This is a genomic window from Burkholderia sp. YIM B11467 (assembly GCF_052952715.1).
Genome location: NZ_JBQVSQ010000001.1, coordinates 1,486,993 through 1,510,549, shown reverse-complemented (window position 1 = coordinate 1,510,549; position 23,557 = coordinate 1,486,993). Strand labels below are relative to the sequence as shown.

20 protein-coding genes and 1 pseudogene are annotated in these 23,557 nt (G+C 66.5%); 14 read left to right on the top strand and 7 right to left on the bottom strand.

All coding sequences use genetic code 11. From position 1 onward, the window contains the following. Positions 1-2 precede the first annotated feature (2 nt). A complete protein-coding gene (locus ACTRWB_RS06890) occupies positions 3-839 on the top strand; it encodes an EamA family transporter (RefSeq protein ID WP_446901352.1) in 837 nt (278 codons plus the stop codon). A gap of 28 nt (positions 840-867) precedes the next feature. Here the strand turns inward: ACTRWB_RS06890 and ACTRWB_RS06885 are convergent, their stop codons facing one another. Then, positions 868-1,971, bottom strand: coding sequence for a porin (locus ACTRWB_RS06885; protein ID WP_048245893.1), 1,104 nt, complete (start codon positions 1,969-1,971; stop codon positions 868-870). 349 nt (positions 1,972-2,320) lie between these two features. Here ACTRWB_RS06885 and ACTRWB_RS06880 point away from each other — a divergent pair, with 349 nt between their 5' ends. Genes ACTRWB_RS06880 through ACTRWB_RS06870 form a run of 3 tightly spaced genes read left to right on the top strand, consistent with a single transcriptional unit; the run spans position 2,321 to position 5,510 of the window. Next, on the top strand, positions 2,321-3,220 hold the full coding sequence (locus ACTRWB_RS06880; RefSeq protein WP_446901351.1) for an N-formylglutamate amidohydrolase: 900 nt from the start codon (positions 2,321-2,323) through the stop codon (positions 3,218-3,220). Next, positions 3,217-3,990, top strand: a complete 774-nt coding sequence (locus ACTRWB_RS06875; protein WP_129515867.1) for an IclR family transcriptional regulator — start codon at positions 3,217-3,219, stop codon at positions 3,988-3,990. The genes ACTRWB_RS06880 and ACTRWB_RS06875 overlap by 4 nt, the downstream gene beginning before the upstream one ends. Before the next feature lie 29 nt (positions 3,991-4,019). After that, complete coding sequence (locus ACTRWB_RS06870; RefSeq protein WP_446901350.1) at positions 4,020-5,510, top strand: YfcC family protein; 1,491 nt, start codon at positions 4,020-4,022, stop codon at positions 5,508-5,510. A gap of 31 nt (positions 5,511-5,541) precedes the next feature. Here the strand turns inward: ACTRWB_RS06870 and pdxR are convergent, their stop codons facing one another. After that, positions 5,542-7,050 (bottom strand): MocR-like pyridoxine biosynthesis transcription factor PdxR, encoded by a 1,509-nt coding sequence (gene pdxR / locus ACTRWB_RS06865; protein ID WP_446901349.1) that lies wholly within the window; start codon positions 7,048-7,050, stop codon positions 5,542-5,544. Between the two features lie 126 nt (positions 7,051-7,176). Between pdxR and ACTRWB_RS06860 the strand changes: the two genes are divergently transcribed. The 5 genes from ACTRWB_RS06860 to ACTRWB_RS06840 all read left to right on the top strand — a co-directional run bounded on the left by ACTRWB_RS06860 (position 7,177) and on the right by ACTRWB_RS06840 (position 12,312). Further along, positions 7,177-8,460 carry a 4-aminobutyrate--2-oxoglutarate transaminase gene (locus ACTRWB_RS06860; protein WP_343494727.1) on the top strand — a complete coding sequence of 428 codons (1,284 nt, stop codon included), beginning with the start codon at positions 7,177-7,179 and terminating at the stop codon, positions 8,458-8,460. 83 nt (positions 8,461-8,543) lie between these two features. Next, a complete protein-coding gene (gene gabD / locus ACTRWB_RS06855) occupies positions 8,544-10,013 on the top strand; it encodes an NADP-dependent succinate-semialdehyde dehydrogenase (RefSeq protein WP_446901348.1) in 1,470 nt (489 codons plus the stop codon). 674 nt (positions 10,014-10,687) lie between these two features. Further along, positions 10,688-11,221 carry a PAAR domain-containing protein gene (locus ACTRWB_RS06850; protein WP_446901347.1) on the top strand — a complete coding sequence of 178 codons (534 nt, stop codon included), beginning with the start codon at positions 10,688-10,690 and terminating at the stop codon, positions 11,219-11,221. Between the two features lie 4 nt (positions 11,222-11,225). Then, the gene (locus ACTRWB_RS06845; RefSeq protein ID WP_446901346.1) at positions 11,226-11,873 is read left to right on the top strand and encodes a M35 family metallo-endopeptidase; all 648 of its coding nucleotides are present in this window, start codon (positions 11,226-11,228) and stop codon (positions 11,871-11,873) included. After that, a complete protein-coding gene (locus ACTRWB_RS06840; protein ID WP_419688422.1) occupies positions 11,863-12,312 on the top strand; it encodes a hypothetical protein in 450 nt (149 codons plus the stop codon). Before ACTRWB_RS06845 ends, ACTRWB_RS06840 begins: the two co-directional genes overlap by 11 nt. A gap of 70 nt (positions 12,313-12,382) precedes the next feature. Here the strand turns inward: ACTRWB_RS06840 and ACTRWB_RS06835 are convergent, their stop codons facing one another. After that, the gene (locus ACTRWB_RS06835) at positions 12,383-13,927 is read right to left on the bottom strand and encodes a methyl-accepting chemotaxis protein (RefSeq protein ID WP_446901345.1); all 1,545 of its coding nucleotides are present in this window, start codon (positions 13,925-13,927) and stop codon (positions 12,383-12,385) included. Between the two features lie 327 nt (positions 13,928-14,254). On the opposite strand from ACTRWB_RS06835, the pseudogene ACTRWB_RS06830 reads away from it, so the two are divergent. From ACTRWB_RS06830 to ACTRWB_RS06820, 3 genes and pseudogenes are all read left to right on the top strand, one after another. Continuing rightward, positions 14,255-14,467, top strand: a pseudogene (locus ACTRWB_RS06830) (SAM-dependent methyltransferase); the annotation flags it as partial. A 41-nt stretch (positions 14,468-14,508) separates the two neighbouring features. Continuing rightward, positions 14,509-15,069, top strand: coding sequence for a GNAT family N-acetyltransferase (locus ACTRWB_RS06825; protein WP_446901344.1), 561 nt, complete (start codon positions 14,509-14,511; stop codon positions 15,067-15,069). A gap of 129 nt (positions 15,070-15,198) precedes the next feature. After that, the gene (locus tag ACTRWB_RS06820; RefSeq protein ID WP_446901422.1) at positions 15,199-15,678 is read left to right on the top strand and encodes a DUF523 domain-containing protein; all 480 of its coding nucleotides are present in this window, start codon (positions 15,199-15,201) and stop codon (positions 15,676-15,678) included. 93 nt (positions 15,679-15,771) lie between these two features. Here ACTRWB_RS06820 and pcaF read toward each other — a convergent pair whose 3' ends face one another. Continuing rightward, positions 15,772-16,974, bottom strand: a complete 1,203-nt coding sequence (pcaF, locus tag ACTRWB_RS06815) for a 3-oxoadipyl-CoA thiolase (protein ID WP_343494722.1) — start codon at positions 16,972-16,974, stop codon at positions 15,772-15,774. Between the two features lie 310 nt (positions 16,975-17,284). Between pcaF and ACTRWB_RS06810 the strand changes: the two genes are divergently transcribed. Beyond that, positions 17,285-18,070, top strand: coding sequence for an IclR family transcriptional regulator (locus ACTRWB_RS06810; RefSeq protein WP_048246213.1), 786 nt, complete (start codon positions 17,285-17,287; stop codon positions 18,068-18,070). Positions 18,071-18,200: 130 nt separating this feature from the next. On the opposite strand, the gene ACTRWB_RS06805 is transcribed toward ACTRWB_RS06810, so the two are convergent. Continuing rightward, a complete protein-coding gene (locus tag ACTRWB_RS06805) occupies positions 18,201-19,715 on the bottom strand; it encodes a M81 family metallopeptidase (protein WP_446901343.1) in 1,515 nt (504 codons plus the stop codon). Positions 19,716-19,784: 69 nt separating this feature from the next. Then, on the bottom strand, positions 19,785-21,104 hold the full coding sequence (locus ACTRWB_RS06800; RefSeq protein ID WP_446901421.1) for an MFS transporter: 1,320 nt from the start codon (positions 21,102-21,104) through the stop codon (positions 19,785-19,787). A 151-nt stretch (positions 21,105-21,255) separates the two neighbouring features. On the opposite strand from ACTRWB_RS06800, the gene ACTRWB_RS06795 reads away from it, so the two are divergent. Continuing rightward, entirely contained in the window at positions 21,256-22,242 is a 987-nt protein-coding gene (locus ACTRWB_RS06795) for a LysR family transcriptional regulator (protein WP_446901420.1), read from the top strand. A 150-nt stretch (positions 22,243-22,392) separates the two neighbouring features. Here the strand turns inward: ACTRWB_RS06795 and ACTRWB_RS06790 are convergent, their stop codons facing one another. Further along, positions 22,393-23,508 (bottom strand): succinylglutamate desuccinylase/aspartoacylase family protein, encoded by a 1,116-nt coding sequence (locus ACTRWB_RS06790; RefSeq protein WP_446901342.1) that lies wholly within the window; start codon positions 23,506-23,508, stop codon positions 22,393-22,395. Positions 23,509-23,557: the final 49 nt, after the last annotated feature.

Here is a 23,557-nt window from a genome sequence, read left to right as displayed (position 1 = left end):
TCATGGATCACCTGTTCATCGGCCTCGTGCTGTGCTCCGCGCTGCTGCACGCCATCTGGAATGCGTTCCTCCACGTCAGCGAAGACCGGCTCGTCCAGCTCGGCACGATGTCGCTGCCGTATCTCGCGTTCGGCATCGCCGGTGCCGCGCTGCTGCCCGCGCCGGCGCCCGCCGCGTGGCCGTACATCGCGGCATCGGCCGCGCTCGAGGTCGCGTACTGCTTTACGCTCGCGCGCGCTTACCGCAACGGCGAGTTCGGGCAGATCTATCCGATCGCGCGCGGAATCTCGCCGCTGCTCGTGTCGGTGCTCGCGTTCGCGATACTGCACGAGCAGCCGACGCCGTTCGGCTTCGCGGGCATCGCGCTCGTGTCGTTCGGCATCATGTCGCTCGCGCTGCGCCGCGGCTTCAGGTTCTCGGGGGAAGGCGTGCCGTATGCGCTGCTCACGGGCGTGTTCATCGCCGCGTACTCGATCTGCGACGGGATCGGCTCGCGCGTGTCCGGCAGCGCGCTCGGCTACATCGCGTGGGTGTACCTGCTGTGGAGCGTGCCGCAGCTCGTGCTCGTCTGCGCGATGCGCGGCGGCCCGCGCGCGGTGCTCGGCTCGCGCACGGCACTGCGGCAAGGCGCGATCGCCGGCACGATCTCGCTCGCCGCATACGGGATCGTGATCCTCGCGTACCGGCACCTGCCGGTCGCGACCGTGTCGGCGCTGCGCGAAACGAGCTCGATCTTCGCGGTCGCGATCGGCTGGTTCGTGATGCGTGAGCGACCCGGCGCGCAGCGGCTCGCCGCGTGCGCGCTGGTGGTCGCGGGCGCGGCGCTGATCCGGCTGTAAGCCGCACGCGCGCCCGCGGCGTGCCGCGTCAGAACTTGTGGCGGATGCCCGTCACCGCGACGATCTGCGTACGCGTGCTCGACGGATTCGAGATCCCTTCGATCGCGGCCACCGTGTTCGACGACGCGCGCTGGTAGAACGCATTCACGTAGATATCGGTGCGCTTCGACAGGAAATACTGCGCGCCGACGCTCGTCTGCAGGTAGTGCGAACTCGGCTTCGGCCCCTGCGATGCGAGCACCTGCGTGTAGGTTTCGCCGAGCGCGAACTGCAGCGCGGGCGTCATCAGGTAGCGCACGCTGCCCTCGTAGTTGTTGAAGCGCAGCGCGCCGCCCGTCTGCAGGTTGAACAGCGAGCTGGTGTACAGCAGCCCGAACGTCGCGGCGCCCCATGCATACGCGCCGCCCGCGCCCCAGATCTGCTGGCGCGTCACGCCCTTGATGAACGTGTAGTAGTTGTCGGACGCCGCCGCGCCGGTGGTGTCGAGCGCCGGATGATCGACGCGCACATACGCCGCGCCGAGTTGCAGCGGCCCGTTCTCGTAGCTCGCGCCGAGGCTCCACACACGGTTTTCCGCGAACGACGTCGAATTCGAGAAGCCGTACAGGCCGACCGCGCGCAGCCCGTACCACGTGGGCGTCTGGTACTGCACCGAGTTGTTGGTGCGGAACGTGTTGTTCAGGTCGTCGGTGTCGAACGGATGCAGCGCGTACTGCGTGAGCGCGGTGGTCGCGCCGATCTGCAGCGGCTCCAGCACTTCCTGCGCCGCGTTGTACTGGCGGCCCATCGTCAGCGTGCCCCAGCGGTCGTTTTCCAGCCCGACGTACGCGCGGCGCCCGAAGATCCGGCCGCCCTGGCTCGCGGCACCGCTCTCGATGTTGAAGCCGTTCTCGAGCCGGAACACCGCGCGCGTGCCGCCGCCGAGTTCTTCCTTGCCGAGCAGCCCCCAGCGCGTGCCCTGCTCGTTGCCGCCGGTCGCCTGCCACGCGGCATGCCCGTTCTGGTTGTTCGTGTACGTGATCCCCGAATCGACGACGCCATACAGCGTCACGCTCGACTGCGCCTGCGCGTGCGTCGCACCCGCCGCGATTGCAACGCCTGCCAGCGCGACCGCCATCTCTTTCCGCTTCATCTCCGACCCCTTTTGTCGATTGAATATGGGGAGCGATTTATTTCGCCCGCAACGTGTTTTATTGAATAAAACATCGTCTTATTCATTGTCGAATTCGGCGATTTGAAGCGTCAAGCCATGCCAAAAATCGCACGAGGGAGTCGAAACGGCCTTGCTCGCAGTGCGTTTCGAAGAATGAAACAAACCCAATAACGGCGGGCATTACGAGCCGATCACAACGCGTAATGCCCGCGTCGAAAAAAGCCCTTGACCGCAATTTTCTGCCGTTGTGAAATATTGATACGCTGTTTTAATGATTAAAACGAACGAGCAAAACGCTTCGAGACACTAGGTAAAGAACCTGATCCCCATGCTGACGTTTAATTGCAACAACGCGACCGACGGCGAATCGCCCGCGTATTTCGTCGCAGCGCCGACGGCGCCCGCGCTGCCGATCGTCGTCGATTCGCCGCACAGCGGCATCGCGTATCCGCCCGACTTCGCCACCGTCGCGCCGGACGACGCGATCCGCACCACGTGGGATGCGTACATCGACGAACTGTGGGCCGGCGCCCCCGCGCACGGCGGCACGCTGCTCGGCGCGACGTTTCCGCGTGCGTACATCGATCCGAACCGCGCGGAAACCGACATCGACGCAACGCTGCTCGCCGAGCCGTGGCCCGAGCCGCTTTCGCCGCAGCCGTACACGCAGCGCGGGATGGGGCTGATCCGGCGCGACGCGCTGCCCGGCGTGCCGCTGTACGACCGCAAGCTGTCGCTCGCCGAAGTGCATCACCGGATCGACGCGTACTACCGGCCGTACCGCCGCGCGCTCGCCGGCATCGCCGAGCCGCTGCATGCCGCGCATCGCGCGCTGTGGCACATCGACTGCCATTCGATGAAATCACGCGGCAATGCGATGAACGTCGACGCGGGCGCGTTGCGGCCGGACGTCGTCGTCAGCGACCGGCGCGGCACGACCGCCGACCCCGCCTTCACCGCGTGGACCGCGCAGTGGTTCGCCGACGCCGGCTACCGCGTGCAGATCAACGACCCGTACCAGGGCGGCGACCTGCTGACCGCGCTCGCCGATCCGGCACGGCAGCGCCACAGCATCCAGATCGAATTCAACCGCGCGCTCTACATGGACGAAGCCGCGTTCGCGAAACACGCGGGCTTCGTCGCGCTGAAGCGCTCGGTCGATGCGTATCTCGACGCGCTCGCCGATTACGTCCGCGCGCGTGTCGCCGCACCGGGAGATGCCGCATGACGACCTACATCGTCGACGCCGTCGACAGCGCGCTGAAGCTGCTGACCTACGTGGCCGAGCATCCGCACCTCGGCGTGACCGAACTCGCGTCGCAACTCGGCATCAACAAGTCGCGCACCTACCGGATGCTGTGCACGCTCGAACTGCACCGCTTCGTCGTGCAGGACCCGCGCACGTCCACCTATGCGCTCGGCCCGCAGGCGTTCGTGATCGGCGTGGCCGCATCGCAGCAGAACGCGCTGGTGCGCGCCGCGCACCGGCACATGCTCGCGCTCAACCAGGCGATCAACGAAACCGTCGTGCTGCGCGTGCGCGAAGGGCTCGAATCGGTATGCGTCGCGCGCTGCGAAACGACGCATGCGGTGCGCACCGTCGGCTCGGTCGGCAACCGCCGGCCGATCAATTTCGGCGCGTCGGGCAAGGTGCTGCTCGCGTTCGCGCCCGATGCGGTGCGCGACGAGTATTTCGTGCAACTGCGCAGGACCGGGCAGGCCGACGATCAGCCGAAACTCGCCGGCGAACTCGACGCGGTCGCACGCAAGGGCTATGCGGTCAGCAGCGGCGAAGTGACACCCGGCGCGGTGGGGATCGCGGTGCCGGTGCGCGACCTGACGGGTGCGACGGTCGCGTCGGTCAGCGTGACGGGCCCCGAGGTGCGCGTGAGCCACGCCGACATTCCCGACTATCTCGAACGCCTGCAGGCGTGCAGCCACGCCATTTCCGCCGAACTCGGCTACGTCCCGGCGCGCGCCGCGCTGCAACCGGCCTGACGGCCCGCTCCTTCTTCGACGAGGATCCGATGTCCGCCTCTTCCCCGAACCCGGCCGGCGCGCACGGCGCCGACACCCCCGCGCTCACGGCCGACGATCCAACGGCGGGCGCCGGCCACGCGCCGCATCCGCACGGCAAGATGCTGCACCCGGTCGTGATGATGCTGTGGGTGCTGGCCGCCGCGATCGCGCTCACGTGGATCGTCGACTCCGGCCACTTCGCGCGCAACGGCCGGCTCGTCGTGCCGGGCACCTACCAGGTGGTGCCGAAGACGACCGCGCTCGCGACGCTCGTCGCGCCGGCCGTCAGCCACAGCACGCCCGCGCATGCATTGCCGGCGAGCCTCGTGTCCGCGTTCGTCGCGGTGCCGGAAGGCCTGCTGAAGAACGCGCCGCTGATCGTGATGGTGATGTTCGTCGGCGGGATGTTCGGCGTGATGCGCCGTACGGGCGTCGTCGATGCCGGCATCGACCGGCTGCTGCAGCTCACCGGCAACAACGCGTACCTGCTGACGCCGATGCTGATGATCCTGATCGGGCTCGGCAGCACGCTGCTCGGCTTCATCTCCGAATACCTCGTGATCATCCCGATGGTCGTCGTGATCGCGCGGCGCCTCGGGCTGTCCGACCTGTTCGCGGTCGCGCTCGTCGCGATCGCCGCGAAGATCGGTTATATCGCGTCGGTCACGAACCCGCTCGCGCTCGCCGTCGCGCAGCCGCTCGTCGGCGTGCCGCTGTTCAGCGGCGTCGCGCTGCGCGCGGCCGTATTCGTCGTATTCCTGACGATCGGCATCCTGTACCTGCTGCGCTACGTGCGCAACACCGGCTACCGGGCGGGGCAAACCGCGTCGGGCACCGCCGCGCATGCAACCGCGAAGCTGTCACTGCGCCACAAGGCCACGCTGGTCGTATTTGCCGCGGCCGTTGCGATGCTGATCTACGGCACGCGCGAACTGAAATGGGGCAACGTCGAACTCGCGGCGTTCTATGCGGCCGTGAGCATCGCGACGGCCGTGATCGGCCGGCTCGATTCGCGCAGCGCGGCCGACGCGTTCGTCGACGGGATGAAGAACATGATGCTCGCCGCGCTGCTGATGGGGCTCGCCGCGTCGGTCGAGCTGCTGCTGCAGAACAGCCTCGTGCTCGACACGCTGATCCATTTCTTCACGCGGCTCGCGGACGGGCAATCGCCGGTGTGGGTCGCGAACGGGCTGATGGGCGTGCAGATGGTGCTCGACGTGTTCATCCCGTCGGTGTCGGGCAAGGCCGCGGTCAGCATGCCGATCATCGGGCCGATCGCGCAGCTTTCCGGCGTGAGCGGCCAGACGTCGGTGCTCGCGTTCGTGCTCGGCGGCGGACTGACGAACCTCGTCACGCCGACGTCCGGGATGCTGCTCGCGTACCTCGCAACCGCGCGCGTCGACTTCGGCGCGTGGATCCGCTTCGTGCTGCCGCTGTTCCTGACGCTGCTCGCGCTGTCGTGCGTCGTGCTGACGTTCGCGGTGTGGATCGGGTATTGAGCGCCGGGGCGGTTACCGGCGCCCGCCGCCGTCACGCGACGGCGGCCAGCTTGCCGAACGCCCGCTCGTCGATCGCCTCGGCGAGCGTCGCGAACGCCGTCGCGATCTCGTCCTCCGGCACGCACGCATAACCGAGCAGCAACCCGGGCGCCGCGCGCTCGCGATCCGCGTAATAACCGGACAGCGGCCGCACGACGATATTGCGTTCGAGCGCGGCCTGCGCCACCGCGCGATCGTCGACGCCGGCCGGCAATTGCGTGACAAGATGCAGGCCCGCGTCGCTGCCGAGCGCCTGCAGCGACTCGCCGTAGCGGCGCGCGACCGCATCGAGCAGCACCTCGCGGCGCTGCCCGTACAGTGTGCGCATCTTGCGGATATGCGACACGAAGTGCCCTTCCGCGATGAATTCCGCGAGCACCGCCTGCTGCAGCAACTGCCCTTCGCGATACAGCTCGGCGCTCGCGGTCGCGAAGCTTTCCGCGAGCGGTTCCGGCGCGACCAGGTAACCGACCCGCAGCCCCGGGAACAGCGTCTTGCCGAAACTGCCGACGTAGATCACCTGCCCGGCCGTGTCGAGCCCCTGCAGCGACGCGAGCGGCCGGCTGCCGTAGCGGAATTCGCTGTCGTAGTCGTCCTCGATGATCCAGCAGCCGTGCTGGCGCGCGTATTCGAGCAGCATGCGCCGCCGCGCGAGGCTCATCACCATCCCGAGCGGATACTGGTGCGACGGCGTGACGAGCATCAGCTTCGGTGGTTCGGCGAGATCGGCGGCCGACGGCGCGATGCCTTCCTCGTCGACCGGGATCGGCCGCGTGGTCAGCCCCGACACGTTCAGCACGCTGCGCACGCCCCAGTAACACGGGTCCTCGGTCCAGATCGCGTCGCCGGGATCGGTCAGCAACCGCACCGCGAGGTCGATCGACTGATGGATGCCGGTCGTGATCACGATCTGCTCGGGCGTGCAGCGCACCGAGCGCGACGTGCGCAGGTAATCGGCCAGCGCCTCGCGCAGCAGTGCGAGCCCGCCGCCCGGCGCATAGGTCAGCAGGTCGGGGCGCAAACGCCGCCAGTACTTGTTGTGCAGCCGCGTCCATACGCGCGCCGGAAATCGCGACACATCGGGCACGCCCGGCATGAACGCGCCGCCCTGGCGCTTCGACACGCCGGCGCCTTCGACGAGCCGCGTGCCGCGCGCGGACAGCCGCCGCGCGGACGTCGTCACGACGGCCGGGCCGGCCGCCGCGTCGGGCGGTGCGCCGACGATCTCGTCCGGCGCGCTGTCGGCGACGAACGTGCCGCGGCCCGTGGCCGAATTCACATACCCTTCGAGCGCAAGCTGTTCGTAAACCTGTGTGACCGTGTTGCGCGCGATCCCGAGTTCGGCGGCCAGCAGCCGCGACGACGGCACGCGCGTGCCGGCCGGCAGTTCGCGCGACAGGATCGCCTGTTGCAGCAGCCGGTGAAGCTGCCGGTAGATCGGCTGTTCGCAGCCGCGCACAAGGCGCTGCGCCAGCCAGTCCGACAACACGCTCGCGCGCATGATTGGCTCCTGAATATTTATTGAAATGGCTCTGATTACCAGAGCCAAATGTGATTATAGTCGCCTCCATGGGCTGCCAACGCGCCCGATTCCCTACTCACCGGATAGAACATCAAGGAGATGACCGTGAAGAATGCCGACCTGCAGGCCCGCAAGAACGCCGCCACCCCGCGCGGCGTCGGTGTGATGTGCGATTTCTACGCAGCCCGCGCCGAGAACGCGGAACTGTGGGATGTCGAAGGCCGCCGCTTCATCGATTTCGCCGCCGGCATCGCGGTGCTGAACACGGGCCACCGCCACCCGAAGATCGTCAAGGCGATCGCGGATCAGCTGAACAACTTCACGCACACCGCGTACCAGATCGTCCCGTACGCGTCGTACGTCGAACTGGCCGAGAAGATCAACGCACGCGCACCGGGCGACTTCCCGAAGAAGACCGCGTTCTTCACGACCGGCGCCGAAGCCGTCGAGAACGCGATCAAGATCGCACGCGCTTCGACCGGCCGTCCGGGCGTCATCGCGTTCTCGGGCGGCTTCCACGGCCGCACGATGATGGGCATGGCGCTGACCGGCAAGGTCGCCCCGTACAAGCTGAACTTCGGCCCGTTCCCGGGCGACGTGTTCCACGCGCCGTACCCGAACGCGCTGCACGGCGTGACGACCGCCGACTCGATCAAGGCGATCGAGATGCTGTTCAAGGCCGACATCGATCCGAAGCGCGTCGCCGCGATCATCTTCGAACCGGTCCAGGGCGAAGGCGGTTTCTACCAGGCGCCGGCCGAATTCGTGCGCGCGCTGCGCAAGATCTGTAACGAACACGGCATCCTGCTGATCGCCGACGAAGTGCAAACGGGCTTCGCACGTACCGGCAAGCTGTTCGCGATGCAGCACTACGACGTGCTGGCCGACCTGATCACGATGGCGAAGAGCCTCGCGGGCGGCATGCCGCTGTCGGGCGTCGTCGGCCGTGCGGACGTGATGGACGCGGCAGCGCCCGGCGGCCTCGGCGGCACGTACGCGGGCAACCCGCTGGCGGTTGCGTCGGCGCACGCGGTGCTCGAGATCATCGACGAAGAGAAGCTGTGCGACCGTGCAACGCAACTCGGCGACGTGCTGAAGGCGAAGCTGAGCGCGCTGCAGGCCGACGTGCCGCAGATCGCCGACGTGCGCGGCCCGGGCGCGATGATCGCGGTCGAGTTCCTGAAGCCGGGCTCGGGCGAGCCGGACGCGGAATTCACGAAGCGCGTGCAGACGCGTGCGCTCGAGCGCGGCCTGCTGCTGCTCGTGTGCGGCGTGTACTCGAACGTCGTGCGCTTCCTGTTCCCGCTGACGATTCCCGAGGCCGTGTTCGACGAAGCGCTCGTGATCCTCGAGGAAGTGCTGAAGGAAACGGTCGGCGTGCCGGCCTGAGTTCCCGTCCACTGAATGCGCCGCCGCCGTCGTCATGACGGCGGCGGCCGTTTCGTCATCCATTTTCAAAGCAGGCTACGCAAATGAGCACTGTTCAGGAAACCCTGGCACTGAAAGATCCGTCGCTGTTCCGCCAGCAGGCCTACGTCAACGGCGAATGGCAAGGCGCATCGAACGGCGAGACGTTCGACGTCCGCAACCCGGCGACGGGCGGCCTGCTCGGCACCGTGCCGGCGATGGGCACGGCCGAGACGCGTCATGCGATCGACGCCGCGAACGCCGCATGGCCGGCGTGGCGCAAGAAGACCGCGAAGGAACGCGCGGTCATCCTGCGCAAGTGGCACGACCTGATGATGGAAAACGCCGACGACCTCGCGCTGATCCTGACGACCGAGCAGGGCAAGTCGCTGGCCGAGGCGAAGGGCGAGATCGGCTATGCGGCGTCGTTCCTCGAGTGGTTCGCCGAGGAAGGCAAGCGCGTGTACGGCGATACGATCCCGACGCCGGCGAGCGACAAGCGCATCGTCGTGACGAAGGAAGCGATCGGCGTGTGCGCGGCGATCACGCCGTGGAACTTCCCGGCGGCGATGATCACGCGCAAGGTCGGCCCCGCACTCGCGGCAGGCTGCCCGATCGTCGTGAAACCCGCCGAGGCGACCCCGTTCTCCGCGCTCGCGATGGCCGTGCTGGCCGAGCGCGCGGGCGTGCCGGCCGGCGTGTTCAGCGTCGTCACGGGCGACCCGAAGGCGATCGGCGGCGAACTGACGTCGAACCCGATCGTGCGCAAGCTGTCGTTCACCGGCTCGACACCGATTGGCCGCCTGCTGATGGCGCAATGCGCGGCGACGGTCAAGAAGGTGTCGCTGGAGCTCGGCGGCAACGCGCCGTTCATCGTGTTCGACGACGCCGATCTCGATGCGGCCGTGCAGGGCGCGATCGCGTCGAAGTACCGCAACAGCGGCCAGACGTGCGTGTGCACGAACCGCTTCTACGTGCATGAAGCCGTGTACGACCAGTTCGCGCAGAAGCTCGCGGCGGCGGTCGGCCAGCTGAAGGTCGGTCGCGGCACGGAGCCGGGCGTCACGCAAGGCCCGCTGATCAACGAAGCGGCCGTGCTGAAGGTCGAGGCACACATCGAGGACGCGCTCGCGAAGGGTGCGACCGTCGTGACGGGCGGCAAGCGCCATGCGCTCGGCCACGGCTTCTTCGAGCCGACCGTGCTGACGAGCGTCACGCCGGCGATGAAGGTCGCGAAGGAAGAGACGTTCGGGCCGCTCGCGCCGCTGTTCAAGTTCAGCAGCGACGACGAGGTGATCCGCCTCGCGAACGACACCGAGTTCGGTCTCGCCGCGTACTTCTTCAGCCGCGACATCGGTCGCGTGTGGAAGGTCGCCGAAGCGCTCGAATACGGGATGGTCGGCGTGAACACGGGCCTGATCTCGAACGAAGTCGCGCCGTTCGGCGGCGTCAAGCAGTCGGGCCTCGGCCGCGAAGGCTCGCACTACGGCATCGACGACTACGTCGTGATCAAGTACCTCTGCCTCGCCGTCTGACGGTTCAGGACCTGCCGCGATCGCGACAGGCCCTGACCGCCCGGCCGGAACCGGGCGGTCCGACGCGGGCCGGCGCCCCTCTCCGCCGCGCCCGCGTCATCTTGATACGCACGATATCGCCCCGCTCTGCGCACCCGATTTCGATCGCTGTATCCGCCGATACGTCATATCGCGCGCGAATTTCGTTCAAGTCTCATTTCGCTGCAAGCCACTAGATTGAGCGTTCCACCTCGATCCGGTTTGCCCGCGCATGAACACTTCACCCGACGGCCCGGTGCGCACAGAGTCAGCGCATGCAGGCACCGCTGCAGCCGGTGGTGCCGTGACACACGTCAACAGTCGCCGGCATGACGTACGGGCGGGCAACCTCCCAGCCTCGTCACCTGCTGCCTCAAGCTTACCGACGCTGCAGTATTCTGCTCGATCCCCCTTCGCACCAGCCTCGATGATCGTTTCATTTCATCCATTTATGTCGGAATCCAAAATAAAATTCGTACTCGTTCCATAGACAGAGAAAATCTTACCGGCCACTGTCTATCGCTCGTCCATACATCCGAGTCCGTGGAAGAACAACATGCCGCCGACAGTCGCAGGGGCTGCGGTCGATCGATATGCGATCTGTGACCTCGAGTCGGACGAATGGATCATTACCAACTTCGATTGAGGACATAACCATGAGCCGACGAGCGATCAGGAACGGCGACGCAACGACGACGGGCGGAATCGTCATCGCTGACACCGCAAGCATATTCGTGAACAACAAGCACATTGCGTTGGACGGCGACAAAGCGACGTGCGGGAATTGCGAGGGAATGTTTCCGATAGCAGGAAGCGCGGTATCCGTTATCGGTAGCGGACGTGCCGTAGCCGTGGAAGGCGACGCTGTACTTTTTCCATGCGGGAAAAATCTTTTAGTCGCGAGCAACGACTGCACGTTTTTCATTGGGGGCGGCGGACATGGATCGGCGAACCCCTTCTCTGGATATTCGGCATTCGCACCCACGCGATACGTGTCGACATCGGACATTCACAGCGATCAATTTGTGATCCGCGACGTGAGGACGAAGCAACCGTTAAGCAACGTGCGCTATTGGATCAAGGATCGATCCGGAAACGTGCTTGCATCCGGCGTGAGTGATCGACACGGCTGCACCGTGCGCGTGCGAACCGAACGCGCGCAGGCATTGAAGCTCGTAATCGAGGACTGAAACGATGGGAAACCAAACTACCATCGCCGAGACGACAACAAACACCATCGCGGGATCGCAGACATTCGCGGATGTTGACTTGCGACCGATCTGCGAAAACATGACTAACTCGGAATTCCGTGCCGTGTTCGCGAAGGCACAAGCTAAAGCCGTCGAGAAGCTAGGCGTACGCACCGTCGCTTTACAAAGGTGGTCGCAGTCCGAAAAAGATCGCGTTTTCAAGTGGTTCGGTCGTAACGACGAGCGAACGCGTATGCACCTGCTCACCGGCTTAACGAAAGTGCTTGGCGTAGTTCGAGCGTTCAACGAAAACAATGTCGTTCGAAGCGGCAGCGCTGGCGATCTGGCGACGGGTTGCACGCCTCATCCGCGCGGAACGGCCAACGAGGCCGCGCATGTATGCGCGCCAGACACGACAACACATACCATCGCCATCAGCGCGCGATTCTGCACGATGCGCCCATGGACCGACGGTGCTGATTCTCACGTATCTACTATCATCCATGAAGCAACCCACTTCCACGACACCATGTCTTCGACGGACGATCAATACACAATCACGCCATTTCTCGCGCCTTGGGGCCGGTCAAATCCTGACTTGGCAATCCACAACGCCGACAGCATTGCGGGGTATGTTGTCGATGGCGACTAAATTCCTAACCGCCGCCGCGCTCGCGTTGAGCTGCGCACAATCAGCGTTCGCCTGTGACGGCGCGTCGAACATGCCCGCCCATTACATCGATATTGTTTTCGATGCTGATGCGAGTGCGATTTCTCCGACCGAAATGTCGAGGTTGTCGGCATGGTCGAGCGACATGCACAAGCGCTTTCCGATCATTGATACGGTATGGCTTATCGGACTGGCCGAACAAACCGAACGCGACGCGCAACAGCTTGCAACGCAACGAGCGGAAAACGTAATGGCAGTTCTGGATCAGCATTCGATCCGTGGCGAAAAAAGCGCCTTGGCGGGGAAAATTTTCAAGCCGGACGAATTCGGTCAATCCGGGCGACGCGTCGAAGTGAACGTCAGTCCGGGATGCCCTAACCACTGTTGCCCGAACCTGAATCCCATACCCAGGGCGCAATGACGTAGCACGCCCCCCACGCCGGCCCGCGTAATGCGGGCCGCCCTCCTCCTGCCTCGCCCGCCCCCGCACATCAGCGGAACACGTTCACCGCATCCACGAGCCGCGTCGCCTGCTGTTGCAGGCTCTCCGACGCCGCCGTACTCTGCTCGACGAGCGCCGCGTTCTGCTGCGTGATGTTGTCCAGGTGCACGACCGCCTGATCGACCTGCGCGACCCCCGTGCTCTGCTCGGCCGTCGACGAACTGATCTCCGCGATCAGGTCCGACACGCGCTTCACTTGCGCGACGATGTCCTCCATCGTCCGGCCCGCCTCGTCCACTCGCCGCGCACCCGACTCGACCCGATCGACGCTCGCGCCGATCAGCGTCTTGATCTCCTTCGCCGCGTTCGCGCTGCGCTGCGCGAGCGCCCGCACCTCGCCCGCGACCACCGCGAAGCCGCGACCCTGCTCGCCGGCCCGCGCGGCCTCGACCGCCGCGTTCAGCGCGAGGATGTTGGTCTGGAACGCGATGCCGTCGATCACGCCGATGATGTCCGCGATCTTGCGCGAGCTCGCGGTGATGTCGCTCATCGTCGTGACGACCTCGCTCACCACCTGCCCGCCGCGCCCGGCCGCATCGCTCGCCGAGCCCGCGAGCCGGTTCGCCTGCAGCGCGGTTTCCGCGTTGCTGTTGACGGTCGCCGTCATCTCGGCCATCGACGCGGCGGTTTCCTGCACGCTCGACGCGGCCTGCTCGGTGCGTGCGCTCAGGTCGTTGTTGCCCTGCGCGATCTCGTTACTCGCGCGCTGCACGTTGTGCACCTGCTCGCTGACGTCGTCGACGAGCCAGCGGAACATCAGCCCGAGCTGGTTGATCGTGCGCAGCGTCATGCCGATCTCGTCGACGCGGTTCATCCGCACGCCGCGCCGGCTTTCGCCGGTCGCGACGTTCAACGCCTGTTCGTGCAGCCGCTTCAGCGGACGCACGATCTGCGCGTCGAGCCACAGGCCGGTCGCCGCCGCCACGCCGACCGTCGCGCCGGCGAACGCCGCGAGCCCGCCACCGGTAAGCCCGCAGGCCCAGCCCGCGCCGACGATGACCGGCGCCAGCACGCACAGCGCCGAATGCACGCGCGCACGGACCGACATCGTCTGCGACAGCGACGCGATGCGCAGCAGCCCCGTGCGGATCACCAGCCCCTTGTGGAACCGGCGCTGGCCCGGCTTGCCTTCGCGAAACGCGCGATACAGCGCGTCGGCGGCCGCGGACTCGTCGCTCGGCGCCTTCGTGCGCACCGACATGTAGCCCTGCGGCTCGCCGTTGCGCATCACCGGTATCGCGTTCGCGCGCACCCAGTAGTGATCGCCGTTCTTGCGGCGGTTCTTCACGAGCGCGGTCCACGGTTCGCCGCGCCTGAGCGTCGCCCACATGTCGGCAAACGCCTCGCGCGGCATGTCCGGATGGCGCACCACGTTGTGCGGCTGGCCGACGAGTTCCTCGTTCGAGAAGCCGCTTACCTGCGCAAACGTCGTGTTCGCGTAGGTGATGACGCTGTCTGCATCGGTCGTCGACATCAGCGTGACGTCGTCGGGAAAATCGAATTCTTGTTGGGTAACGGGCTGGTTATTGCGCATGCAAGGCTCCGAAAGGCGGATCTGTCGTCCGCGCCGCGCTGAAATCACGCTCAGTAGCCGAAAAACGGTTGATCGCTTTACGACGGTCTTCCACTTTACTGTCGGCAATTCGTTCGAAAACCTTACCCCTGCCGCGGATAAAATATTCAATTCGGCTATTGCCATGATTTCGATCAAATAATCCGGCGATAATCGCCGCGCGCGCTTATCCGGATGTCACGAAACGCTGCATGGCAGCTCGCTGCGCGGCGCGCCAATGCGGGTGGCCGTTGCACACGGCGAAACGATTCGGTCTATCCTGCTCCATTCAACCCGTATTCGAATTCGATGAAAAAGGCATTGCACGAACTGAATCGGCTGTCCTGGAATACGGCGACGGTCGCGCATAACCGCCATAAAGGCGATCAGGCCGTGTCTTTCCGCAATGGCGGCTCGACGCTGTTTCCGGAAGAAAGCGAGCTGCTCGGCAATCTCGCGGGCCTGCCCGCGCGTGTCGGGCGCGCCGACGTGCTCGACTGGATGCCCGACGGCATGCCGCGCCTGCCGCTGATGGTTGCGATCGCCGCACACCGGGAGGCCGCATGACGCGCCGCACCACCGCCGAGCGCGACGCGCTTTCCGCCCGCACGCTCGCACGCGACGACGTGCCGCTCGTGTGGACGATCGACCGGCGCGAAATCATCGAGCACCTGTACGTGCTGCGCGACGGTGCGCTGCATCTCGTACCGGACTTCTACGACGTCGACGGCTGGCCTGACGGCGAAGCCGATCACTACACGCCGATCCTGCTCGACTGCCACGATCGCGGCGGCTGGTTCCTCGGCATGTTCGACGGCGCACGGCTCGTTGCGGCGGCCATCGTCGACAGCCGGCCGCTCGGCGCGCAACGCGACATGCTGCAGTTGAAGTTCCTGCATGTAAGCCGCGACTGGCGCGGCTGCGGGCTCGGCGAGCAGCTCTATCGCGCGGCCCATGTGCAGGCACGCGAGATGGGGGCCGCTCGCCTGTACGTGTCGGCGACGCCGTCGCAACGCACGATCGACTTCTACCTGCGGCTCGGCTTCACGGTCAGCGCATCGCCCGACCCGGCGCTTTACGCGCTCGAACCGGAAGACATTCATCTGGAAGGGCCGGCGGCCTGACGCATCGGCACGCGGATGAAGCATCGAATGCCCCGCTTTTCCGCACACGCCGTCGACCGTCAGCCGCCACGGAGAGCGAAATTGCAGAACGAACCGCAGCCGCAAGCGGCGCCGAAGATCCTCGTCAGCATGTGCGTGATCGGTCATCCGGTCCGTTACAACGGCTCGGCGAAAACCGCCGCGCACGAGGCGCTCGAACGGTGGCAACGCGAAGGGCGTCTCGTGCCCGTCTGCCCCGAACTGGCGGGTGGCTTCAGCGTGCCGCGCCCGCCCGCCGAAATCGCGGCAGGTGAATCGGGGCAGCGGGTGTTGTCGGGTGTCGCACGTATCGTCGACGTGAACGGCACCGACGTGACGGCGTCGTTCGTGTCCGGCGCGCACACCGCGCTGGCACTCGCGCGCACGCACGATTGCCGCTTCGCGATCCTGGCCGACGGCAGTCCGTCGTGCGGCAGCACCTTCATTTACGACGGGAGTTTCGCGAACCGGCGCCATGCGGGCGCCGGTGTCACCGCGGCGTTGCTGCGCCAGCATGGCATCGAGGTGCTCGCGGACACCGAGATCGACGCGCTCGACGCGCGCCTCAAGCAACTATCGCAGGCCGGTTAACGACAATGCGCGGCACGAGACGATTCTCGTGCCGCGCATTGTTCTGAAAACGGCAAGCGGTGCAGATTCGGCCGCTTCGCCGCGTGACACGGGTCAGACGCGTTCGATCGCGATCGCGATACCCTGGCCGACGCCGATGCACATCGTGCACAGCGCAAAGCGGCCGTTCGTGCGATGCAGCTGATACATCGCGGTCGTCACGAGACGCGCACCCGATGCGCCGAGCGGATGGCCCAGTGCGATCGCACCGCCGTTCGGGTTCACGCGAGGATCGTCGTCGGCCACGCCGAGCATGCGCAGCACCGCGAGACCCTGCGACGCGAACGCCTCGTTCAGCTCGATCACGTCGAACTGGTCGATCGTCATGCCGAGCCGCGCGAGCAGCTTCTGCGTGGCCGGCGCGGGGCCGATGCCCATCACGCGCGGCGCGACGCCGGCCGTTGCGATACCCAGCACGCGTGCACGCGGCGTCAGGCCGAAGCGCTTCGCGGTTGCCTCGTTCGCGAGCAGCAGCGCGGCGGCGCCGTCGTTGACGCCCGACGCGTTGCCGGCCGTCACCGAGCCGTCCGGGCGCACGACGCCCTTCAGCTTCGCGAGCGTTTCGAGCGACGTCTCGCGCGGATGTTCGTCGCGCGACACGATCACCGGATCACCCTTTTTCTGGGCAATCGTGACCGACACGATTTCCTCGGCGAGCGTGCCGTCCTGCTGCGCACGCGCGGCCTTCTGCTGGCTGCGCAGCGCGAACAGATCCTGGTCGGCGCGGCTGACGTTGTAGTCGACCGCGACGTTCTCGGCCGTCTCCGGCATCGAATCGACGCCATGCAGCTGCTTCATCAGCGGATTGATGAAACGCCAGCCGATCGTCGTATCGTAGATGTCGGCCTGGCGCGCAAACGCGCTCGCGGCCTTGCCCATCACGAACGGCGCACGCGTCATGCTCTCGACGCCGCCGGCGACCATCAGCGCGGCTTCGCCCGACTTGATCGCGCGTGCGGCCACGCCGACCGCGTCCATCCCGGAACCGCACAGCCGGTTGATCGTCGAACCCGGCACGCCCTGCGGCAGGCCCGCGAGCAGCGCCGACATGCGCGCGACGTTGCGGTTGTCCTCGCCGGCCTGGTTCGCGCAGCCATAGATCACGTCGTCGATCGCGGTCCAGTCGACGTCGCGGTTGCGCTCGACGAGCGCCTTGAGCGGCACCGCGCCGAGGTCGTCGGCGCGCACGCCGGACAGCGCACCGCCGTAACGCCCGATCGGCGTACGGATCGCATCACACAGAAAAGCTTCGGTCATCAGTGTCTCCAGTCGGCCGGAGTTGACGCTTGGGCGCTTGCTCCGGTCCCGTGCTTCGCGGTCGGCCGGTGCGGGCGCATCAGCGCTGGCTCCGGCCACCTGCAAGGCTGGGAAATGAACGGGGCGCGCCCCTTGCATAACCCGCCGGGATGCGCTTAAATGTTCTATATACGAACATAAGATCGTGTATCGAACGTTCAACGCATCATAGGGAGTGCGGGGACGACCTGTCAAGCGCCCGATCCGCCGTGCGGTTGGCGTGTCAGGCCCCATGCGCTATCTTCTCGGCTGCACGACATTCCACCCGCTCATGACAACCGAAGACACTCAGAAACCCGGCGACTCCTATGTGCAGTCGTTCGCGCGCGGCCTCGCGGTGATCCGCGCTTTCGACGCGGCGCGCCCGGAGCAGACGCTCACCGAGGTCGCATCGGCCACCGGGCTCACGCGCGCGGGCGCGCGCCGGATCCTGCTCACGCTGCAGACGCTCGGCTACGTCGAGGCCGACGGCCGGCTGTTCCGGCTCACGCCGAAGATCCTCGAGCTCGGCTTTGCGTACCTGACGTCGATGCCGTTCTGGAATCTCGCCGATCCGGTGATGGAGCAACTGTCCTCGCAGATCCACGAAAGCTGCTCGGCTGCCGTGCTCGACCGCACCGAGATCGTCTACGTGCTGCGCGTGCCGACCCACAAGATCATGACGATCAACCTGTCGATCGGCAGCCGGCTGCCCGCGTACTGCACGTCGATGGGTCGCGTGCTGCTGTCCGCGCTCGACGACGCGGCGCTCGACGAAACGCTCGCGCAAAGCAGCATCCGCGCGCACACGCCGCGCACGATCACCGATCTTGGCGAACTGAAGGCGACGATCGCGCAGGTGCGCCAGCAGGGCTGGGCCGTGGTCGACCAGGAACTCGAAGTGGGCCTGATGTCGATCTCCGCGCCGATCCGCAACCGGCGCGGGCAGATCATCGCGGCGATGAACATCAGCGGCAACGCGCAGCGGCATACCGCGAAGCAGATGGTGAAGGAGTTTCTCGGGCCGCTGCAGCAGGCCGCGCAGACGGTGTCGGAGCTGGTTGCGCGGCGGGGGTGAGCGACGCTCCGCGAGCGGATGCGCCCACGCCGCGCGGCGTGGAACGACGCGCCGCGCGATGTGCCCGGCGCAGCGATAACGTTGTCCCGGACAGCCACCCACTCACAGATGTACGGCAGCGTGCCGCTCCTCAGCCGCTGCCCGGGAATGCCTTCCCCATCGGCTTCATCCGAATGCCCGGGGCCAGCCGAGTCCAGGGCAACTCGGCCGGATCCGCGGTCATCGGGCCAGGCGCCTTGGCGACCAGCACCGCGTGGGCGATGCCCTGGAAGTCGGCGCGGAAGTGCACCGAGCTTTTGTTGACGAGAATTTTCATCGCTTCCGGCTCGACGCCGCCCACGCGATAGAGATTGCGGTCGAGCATCTGCGCCTTGCCGCTGCTCACCACGATCAGCACACCATCGATCCGCAGGCAGGCCACGGGACCGATATCGGCAAGCATGCCGTTCATCATCGGGCCGTCATATCGGCATACGCCATCTGACAGCTTCACGACCTCGAAACGCGCCTGGTGTGGCACGTCGCCGGGCACGCCGGAGACACCGCCGAGCGCCAGATCGATGAACGCGCCGACGCCGGCGCGATGGGCCGCGGCCGCGGCCGCCGGATCCCAGATCAAGCCGATCGCCGCATCCTTTGCGCCATTGCGCAGCAACGCCCGCAGCATGCCCGTCGTGTTGGAGTCTCCGCCCGCGCCGGGATTGTCCTGGGTATCGGCGATGACGACCGGCTTGTCGGCCCCCTCGGAAAGCCGCATCGCCTCGCGCACGGCGTCGTCGGGCGACAGAAACGGCACCTGCCACGCGGCCTCGTCCGCCAGCATCTTGTCGTAGAGCGCCTGCACGGCCGCCTCGACCGACGCGGCGTCATCGCCGTAGCCCCAAATTACCGGGCCGCATTCGGGGAAATCGGCTGCCGGAAAACCGGGCGCGAACGACAACGAGGTCACGGCCCCGGTCTCCCGCGCCGCGAGCTGCGCGTACATGCCGCGCGAGGGTTCGAGCAGCGTGCACATGCCATTGATCGGGATCAGGAACGGCAGCCGGCGCACGGTGCGATGCAGAGGGTGGCGGCCCGCCGCGTGCGGGTCGAGCAGGCGCTCGAGCAGCACGGCCGCGCGTTCGCCGGTCTCGGCCATGTCGACATGCGGATAGGTGCGGAAAGCGACCAGTGCGTCGGCCTCGCTCAGCATCCGCTCGGTGACGTTGGCGTGCAGGTCGAGCGACGCGACCACGGGCACGGCCGGGCCGACCGCCGCACGTACGCGCTCCAGCAACGTGCCTTCGCCGTCGTCGGTATGCTCGGCGACCATCGCGCCGTGCAGGTCGAGGTACACCGCGTCGAACCCGCCCCCGCGAACCGCCGCGAGGATTTCGCCGGCGATGCGCTCGAACGCATCCTCGGTCACGTGGGCCGACGGGCTTGCGCCCGCCCAGATGACCGGCAGCACGGTCCAGCCACGCCGTTCCGCCGCGACGATGAATCCGCCGGCAGGAATGTTGACGTCGCGTAGCGCGAGCACGTCATCGCCCCGCACCATGGCCGGGAAGCCCTCGCCACGCTCGAAGTTGGCGTAAGCGGCTTTCGATGGCGCAAACGTATTGGTTTCATGCTGAAAGCCGGCGATCAAGATGCGCGTGTTCAAAAACGTGTCTCCGGAAATAGGCGGTCGGTGCGCCGCGATGGTTGTCGGGATGCGTGCGGGCCCGCGATGTCAGGCTGTCGCCAATGCGTCGCGGGGCGCGGGAAGCCGGTTCGCCACCAGTACCGCGGCGCCCGCGACGAGCAGCGCGACCATGACCAGCAGTCCGGCTGCCATGCTGCCGGTCGCCGAGCGGATCGCACCGATGATGGTCGGACTCAGGAAGCCGCCGATCAGGCCGATCGTATTGATCAGCGCGATGCCGCCCGCGGCGGCGTTGCCCTTCAGGTATTGCGACGGAATCGCCCAGAACACCGTGTAGGCGGTCCAGATCATCGCCGTGGCGATCGTCATGCTGATCAGCGAGACGGCGAGGTTGCCGTTTGCGGCCGTCGCCACAGCCAACGCAATCGCGCCGATCAGGGCGGGCACCGCGCTGTGAAGACGGCGCTCGCCGCGGCGGTCCGAACGACGACCGATGACCACCATCGCGATCGCGGCGCAGACGTACGGGATCATCGAGTAAAGGCCGATCTGCATGGTATCGGTCACGCCGTCCGCCTTGAGGATCGACGGCAGCCAGAAACTCACCGCGTAGATGCCGCAGATGATCGTGAAGTACGCAAACGCCAGCAGGTACACGCGCAGGTCGCGCACCACCTGCCCGAACGAGTGATGACCCGCGCCGGGCGTGTGCAGGTCGGCGGCGAGCATTCGCTTCTCATCGTCGGTCAGCCATGTCGCGTCGGCCGGCCGGTCGGACAGCACCTTGAGTGCGAGCGCGCCGAGCAGCACGCATGGCAGGCCTTCGACGACGAACATCCACTGCCAGCCGGCCAGGCCGTGGGCGCCGGACAGCCCGGTCATCAGCCACGCCGACAGCGGCGACCCGAAGATGCCGCCGATCGGGCCGGCCAGCATGACGACCGCCATCACACTGGCCATGCGGCGCTGACCGTACCAGTAGGTCAGGTAGAAGATCATGCCGGGTGCGAAGCCGGCCTCGAACACGCCGAGCAGGAAGCGCATCGCGTAGAACGTGGTCTCGTCATGGACGAACATCATGCCCGCCGATGTCAGGCCCCACAGCACCATGATCCGGCTGATGGTCTTGCGTGCACCGATCCTCGGCAGCAGAAGGTTGCTCGGGATCTCGAACAGGACGTAGCCGAGAAAGAAGATGCCCGCGCCGAGTCCGTACACCGCATCGGAAAAACCCAGGTCGCTCTGCATGGCGAGCTTGGCGAACCCGATGTTCACGCGATCGAGATAAGCGAACGTATAGCAGAGCAGCAGGAACGGCAGCAGGCGCCAGTTCAGCTTGCGGTACAGGGCCTGATGGGCCGGGCTGTCGGTCGCGACCGGGTCTTGAGGGGATGGAATGGCGGACATGCGCTCTCCTTTAGGGCGTATTGCTTCGAATCCCGCATCGATGTTCGAATCTGTTCGAATCGTCGAGGAGACGAAAAAGCAGCGCAAGAGCAACCTAAGCGAGTTATTGTTGCTCAACAAGCAACACTTCACCGGCACACGGACCGACACGATGCGCGAACTGAACCAGCGCCGCTTGCGCTATTTCCATGAAGTCCTGACGCATGGCTCCATCCGCGGCGCGGCCGACAGCATCAACACGTCGCCGTCCGTCATCACGCGGCAGATCCGGCTGCTCGAGGAAGAAATCGGGGCCCCGCTGTTCGAGCGCCAGCCGCGCGGCGTACAGCCGACCGAGGCCGCGGCGCACCTGCTCGAGTACTGGCGCGGCTGCCGCTCCCAGCAGGAACTGTTCGAAGACCGCTTGCAGGCACTGCGCGGGCTGCAACACGGCGAGATCCGCATCGCCACCAGCGAAGGCTATATCGACTGCCTGATGGACGAGGTGCTCACCGATTTTTGCGCACGCTATCCGAAGCTCGACGTCACCGTCGATATCCTTCCGGTCAGCAAACTGCTCCAGGAAGTCGCCGAAAGCCGCGCGCATATCGGCCTTGCCTACAATCCCCCGGCGCATCCGGATATCGAGTACGTCGCCACCTCGCCGCAGCCGGTGGTGGCGCTCGTCCATCCCGAGCACCCGCTCGCCGTGCGGGGTCGACCGGTCGAGGTACGCGAACTCACCGAATATCCGCTCGCGCTGATGCCGCCCGCGTTCGGTCTCGGACAAGCCGTGCAGATGCTCGCCTACGCGGAGAACCTCCAGATCCACCCGACACTCACCACCAACTCGCTTGCCGTGCTGCGCCACTTCGTCAAGCGCAACAACGGCGTCACGCTGCTCGCCGCCTTCGCTGCGTATCGGGAACTGGAGACCGGTGAACTCGTCGCACTGCCCGTCGCGCATCCATTGCTCGAGGCGGCCAACGCGCGGCTGCTGGTCAAGGCGGGACGGACACTCGGCGTCGCAGCCAATACGTTGCTGCGCGGCATCCTTCGGGATATGAAGATGTTCTCGAACGCGGGCGGGCGCAAGGGCAAGACAACGGCGCGCGGCAAGGTCGGCAAGCGCGCCGCCGGGAATCACGGCGGGCCGTGACCGTCCCGGCTGACGATGCCGCTTGCCTCGCCGACCATCGACAGGAGGCCGACCCGGCGCAGGCCGACATCGAGCGGCGAGTGATTATCTGAGGAACCCGAAATTTCCCGCCGATTTCGCGTGGGTCGGGTTCGTCGCGCGCGCCGCTCGTCAAGCCCCGAGCAACATCCCCTTGCGCACCGGCACCGTGCCCGTCACGCGACCGAGCGGCGCGCCGGCCGTCACGAAGCGGATCGCGCGGCGCATGTAGAACACGCCGTCGGTCGCGCTCGAAATCGTCGTGATTGCATCCGTCAGCGGATCGACGATATCGAACAGCGGATCGCCGGCGCGGATCGTCGCGCCGACCGCCGCGCGGTGCACGAGAATCCCGCTCACCGGCGCGTAGAACTGTTCGCTACCCGCGAGCGGCGTGGCCGGCGCGGCCAGTGGCGGCAACGGCGTGCGTTCGCCCCGCACCGCGCCGCACCACACGAGATAGTCGACGAGTGCAGCGGCGTCGCGTTCCGCGTATTCATACGTCACGTCGCGCTGGCCGCGGCACTCGACCGTCACGGCGACGGTGCCGGCCGCCATCGGCGTGCCTTCCGGCAGATGCTGCCGCAATTGCGACCACAGCAGGTGATGCGCATCGTCGAACGCATGGCCGCCGGAATCCTCGGCGAGCAGCGACACCTCCGCGCCGAGATAACGCGCCAGCGGTTCGACTTCCGGCCACGCGGTGTCGCTTGTGTACACGTGCATCACCGCTTCGAGCGAGCAATGCAGGTCGATCACGACGTCGGCGTCGTGCGACAGCTTCAGCAGCGCGAGCTGCAGCGCATCGAATTCGGTGCGCGGCGCGATGTCGTCGAGCGCCGCGCCGACGCATTCGCGCACGATCGCGCGATTGTGCTCCGGGTCCGCGCCAAGCCGGTCGCGCGCTCGCGCGGCGATCTCCGCGAGCGGCAGGAAGCCGCGATTGAAGTTGCGGCCGCTCGCCAGGTCGAAACGGCCGATGAATTGCCCGAGCAGATGATGATTGAGGCCGACCGGGTTCGACACCGGCACGAGCACGATCTCGGCCGCGAGCCGGCCTTCGGCGTCGAGCTGCGCGAGACGCTGCTTCAGCACGAACGCCGCGAGCATCGCGGGCGTCTCGTCCGCGTGCAGCGCGGCCTGCAGGTAGATCTTGCGGCCGGTATCGGCCGGCCCGAAATGAAAGCTCGTCAGCGTGCGCTGCGTGCCGATCGACGGCGACAGGAGCGGCGTGGTGCGAATCTGCATCGATGGTCTCGAACGGATGAAAGCGGGGGAATCGGTTGAATCGAACTGC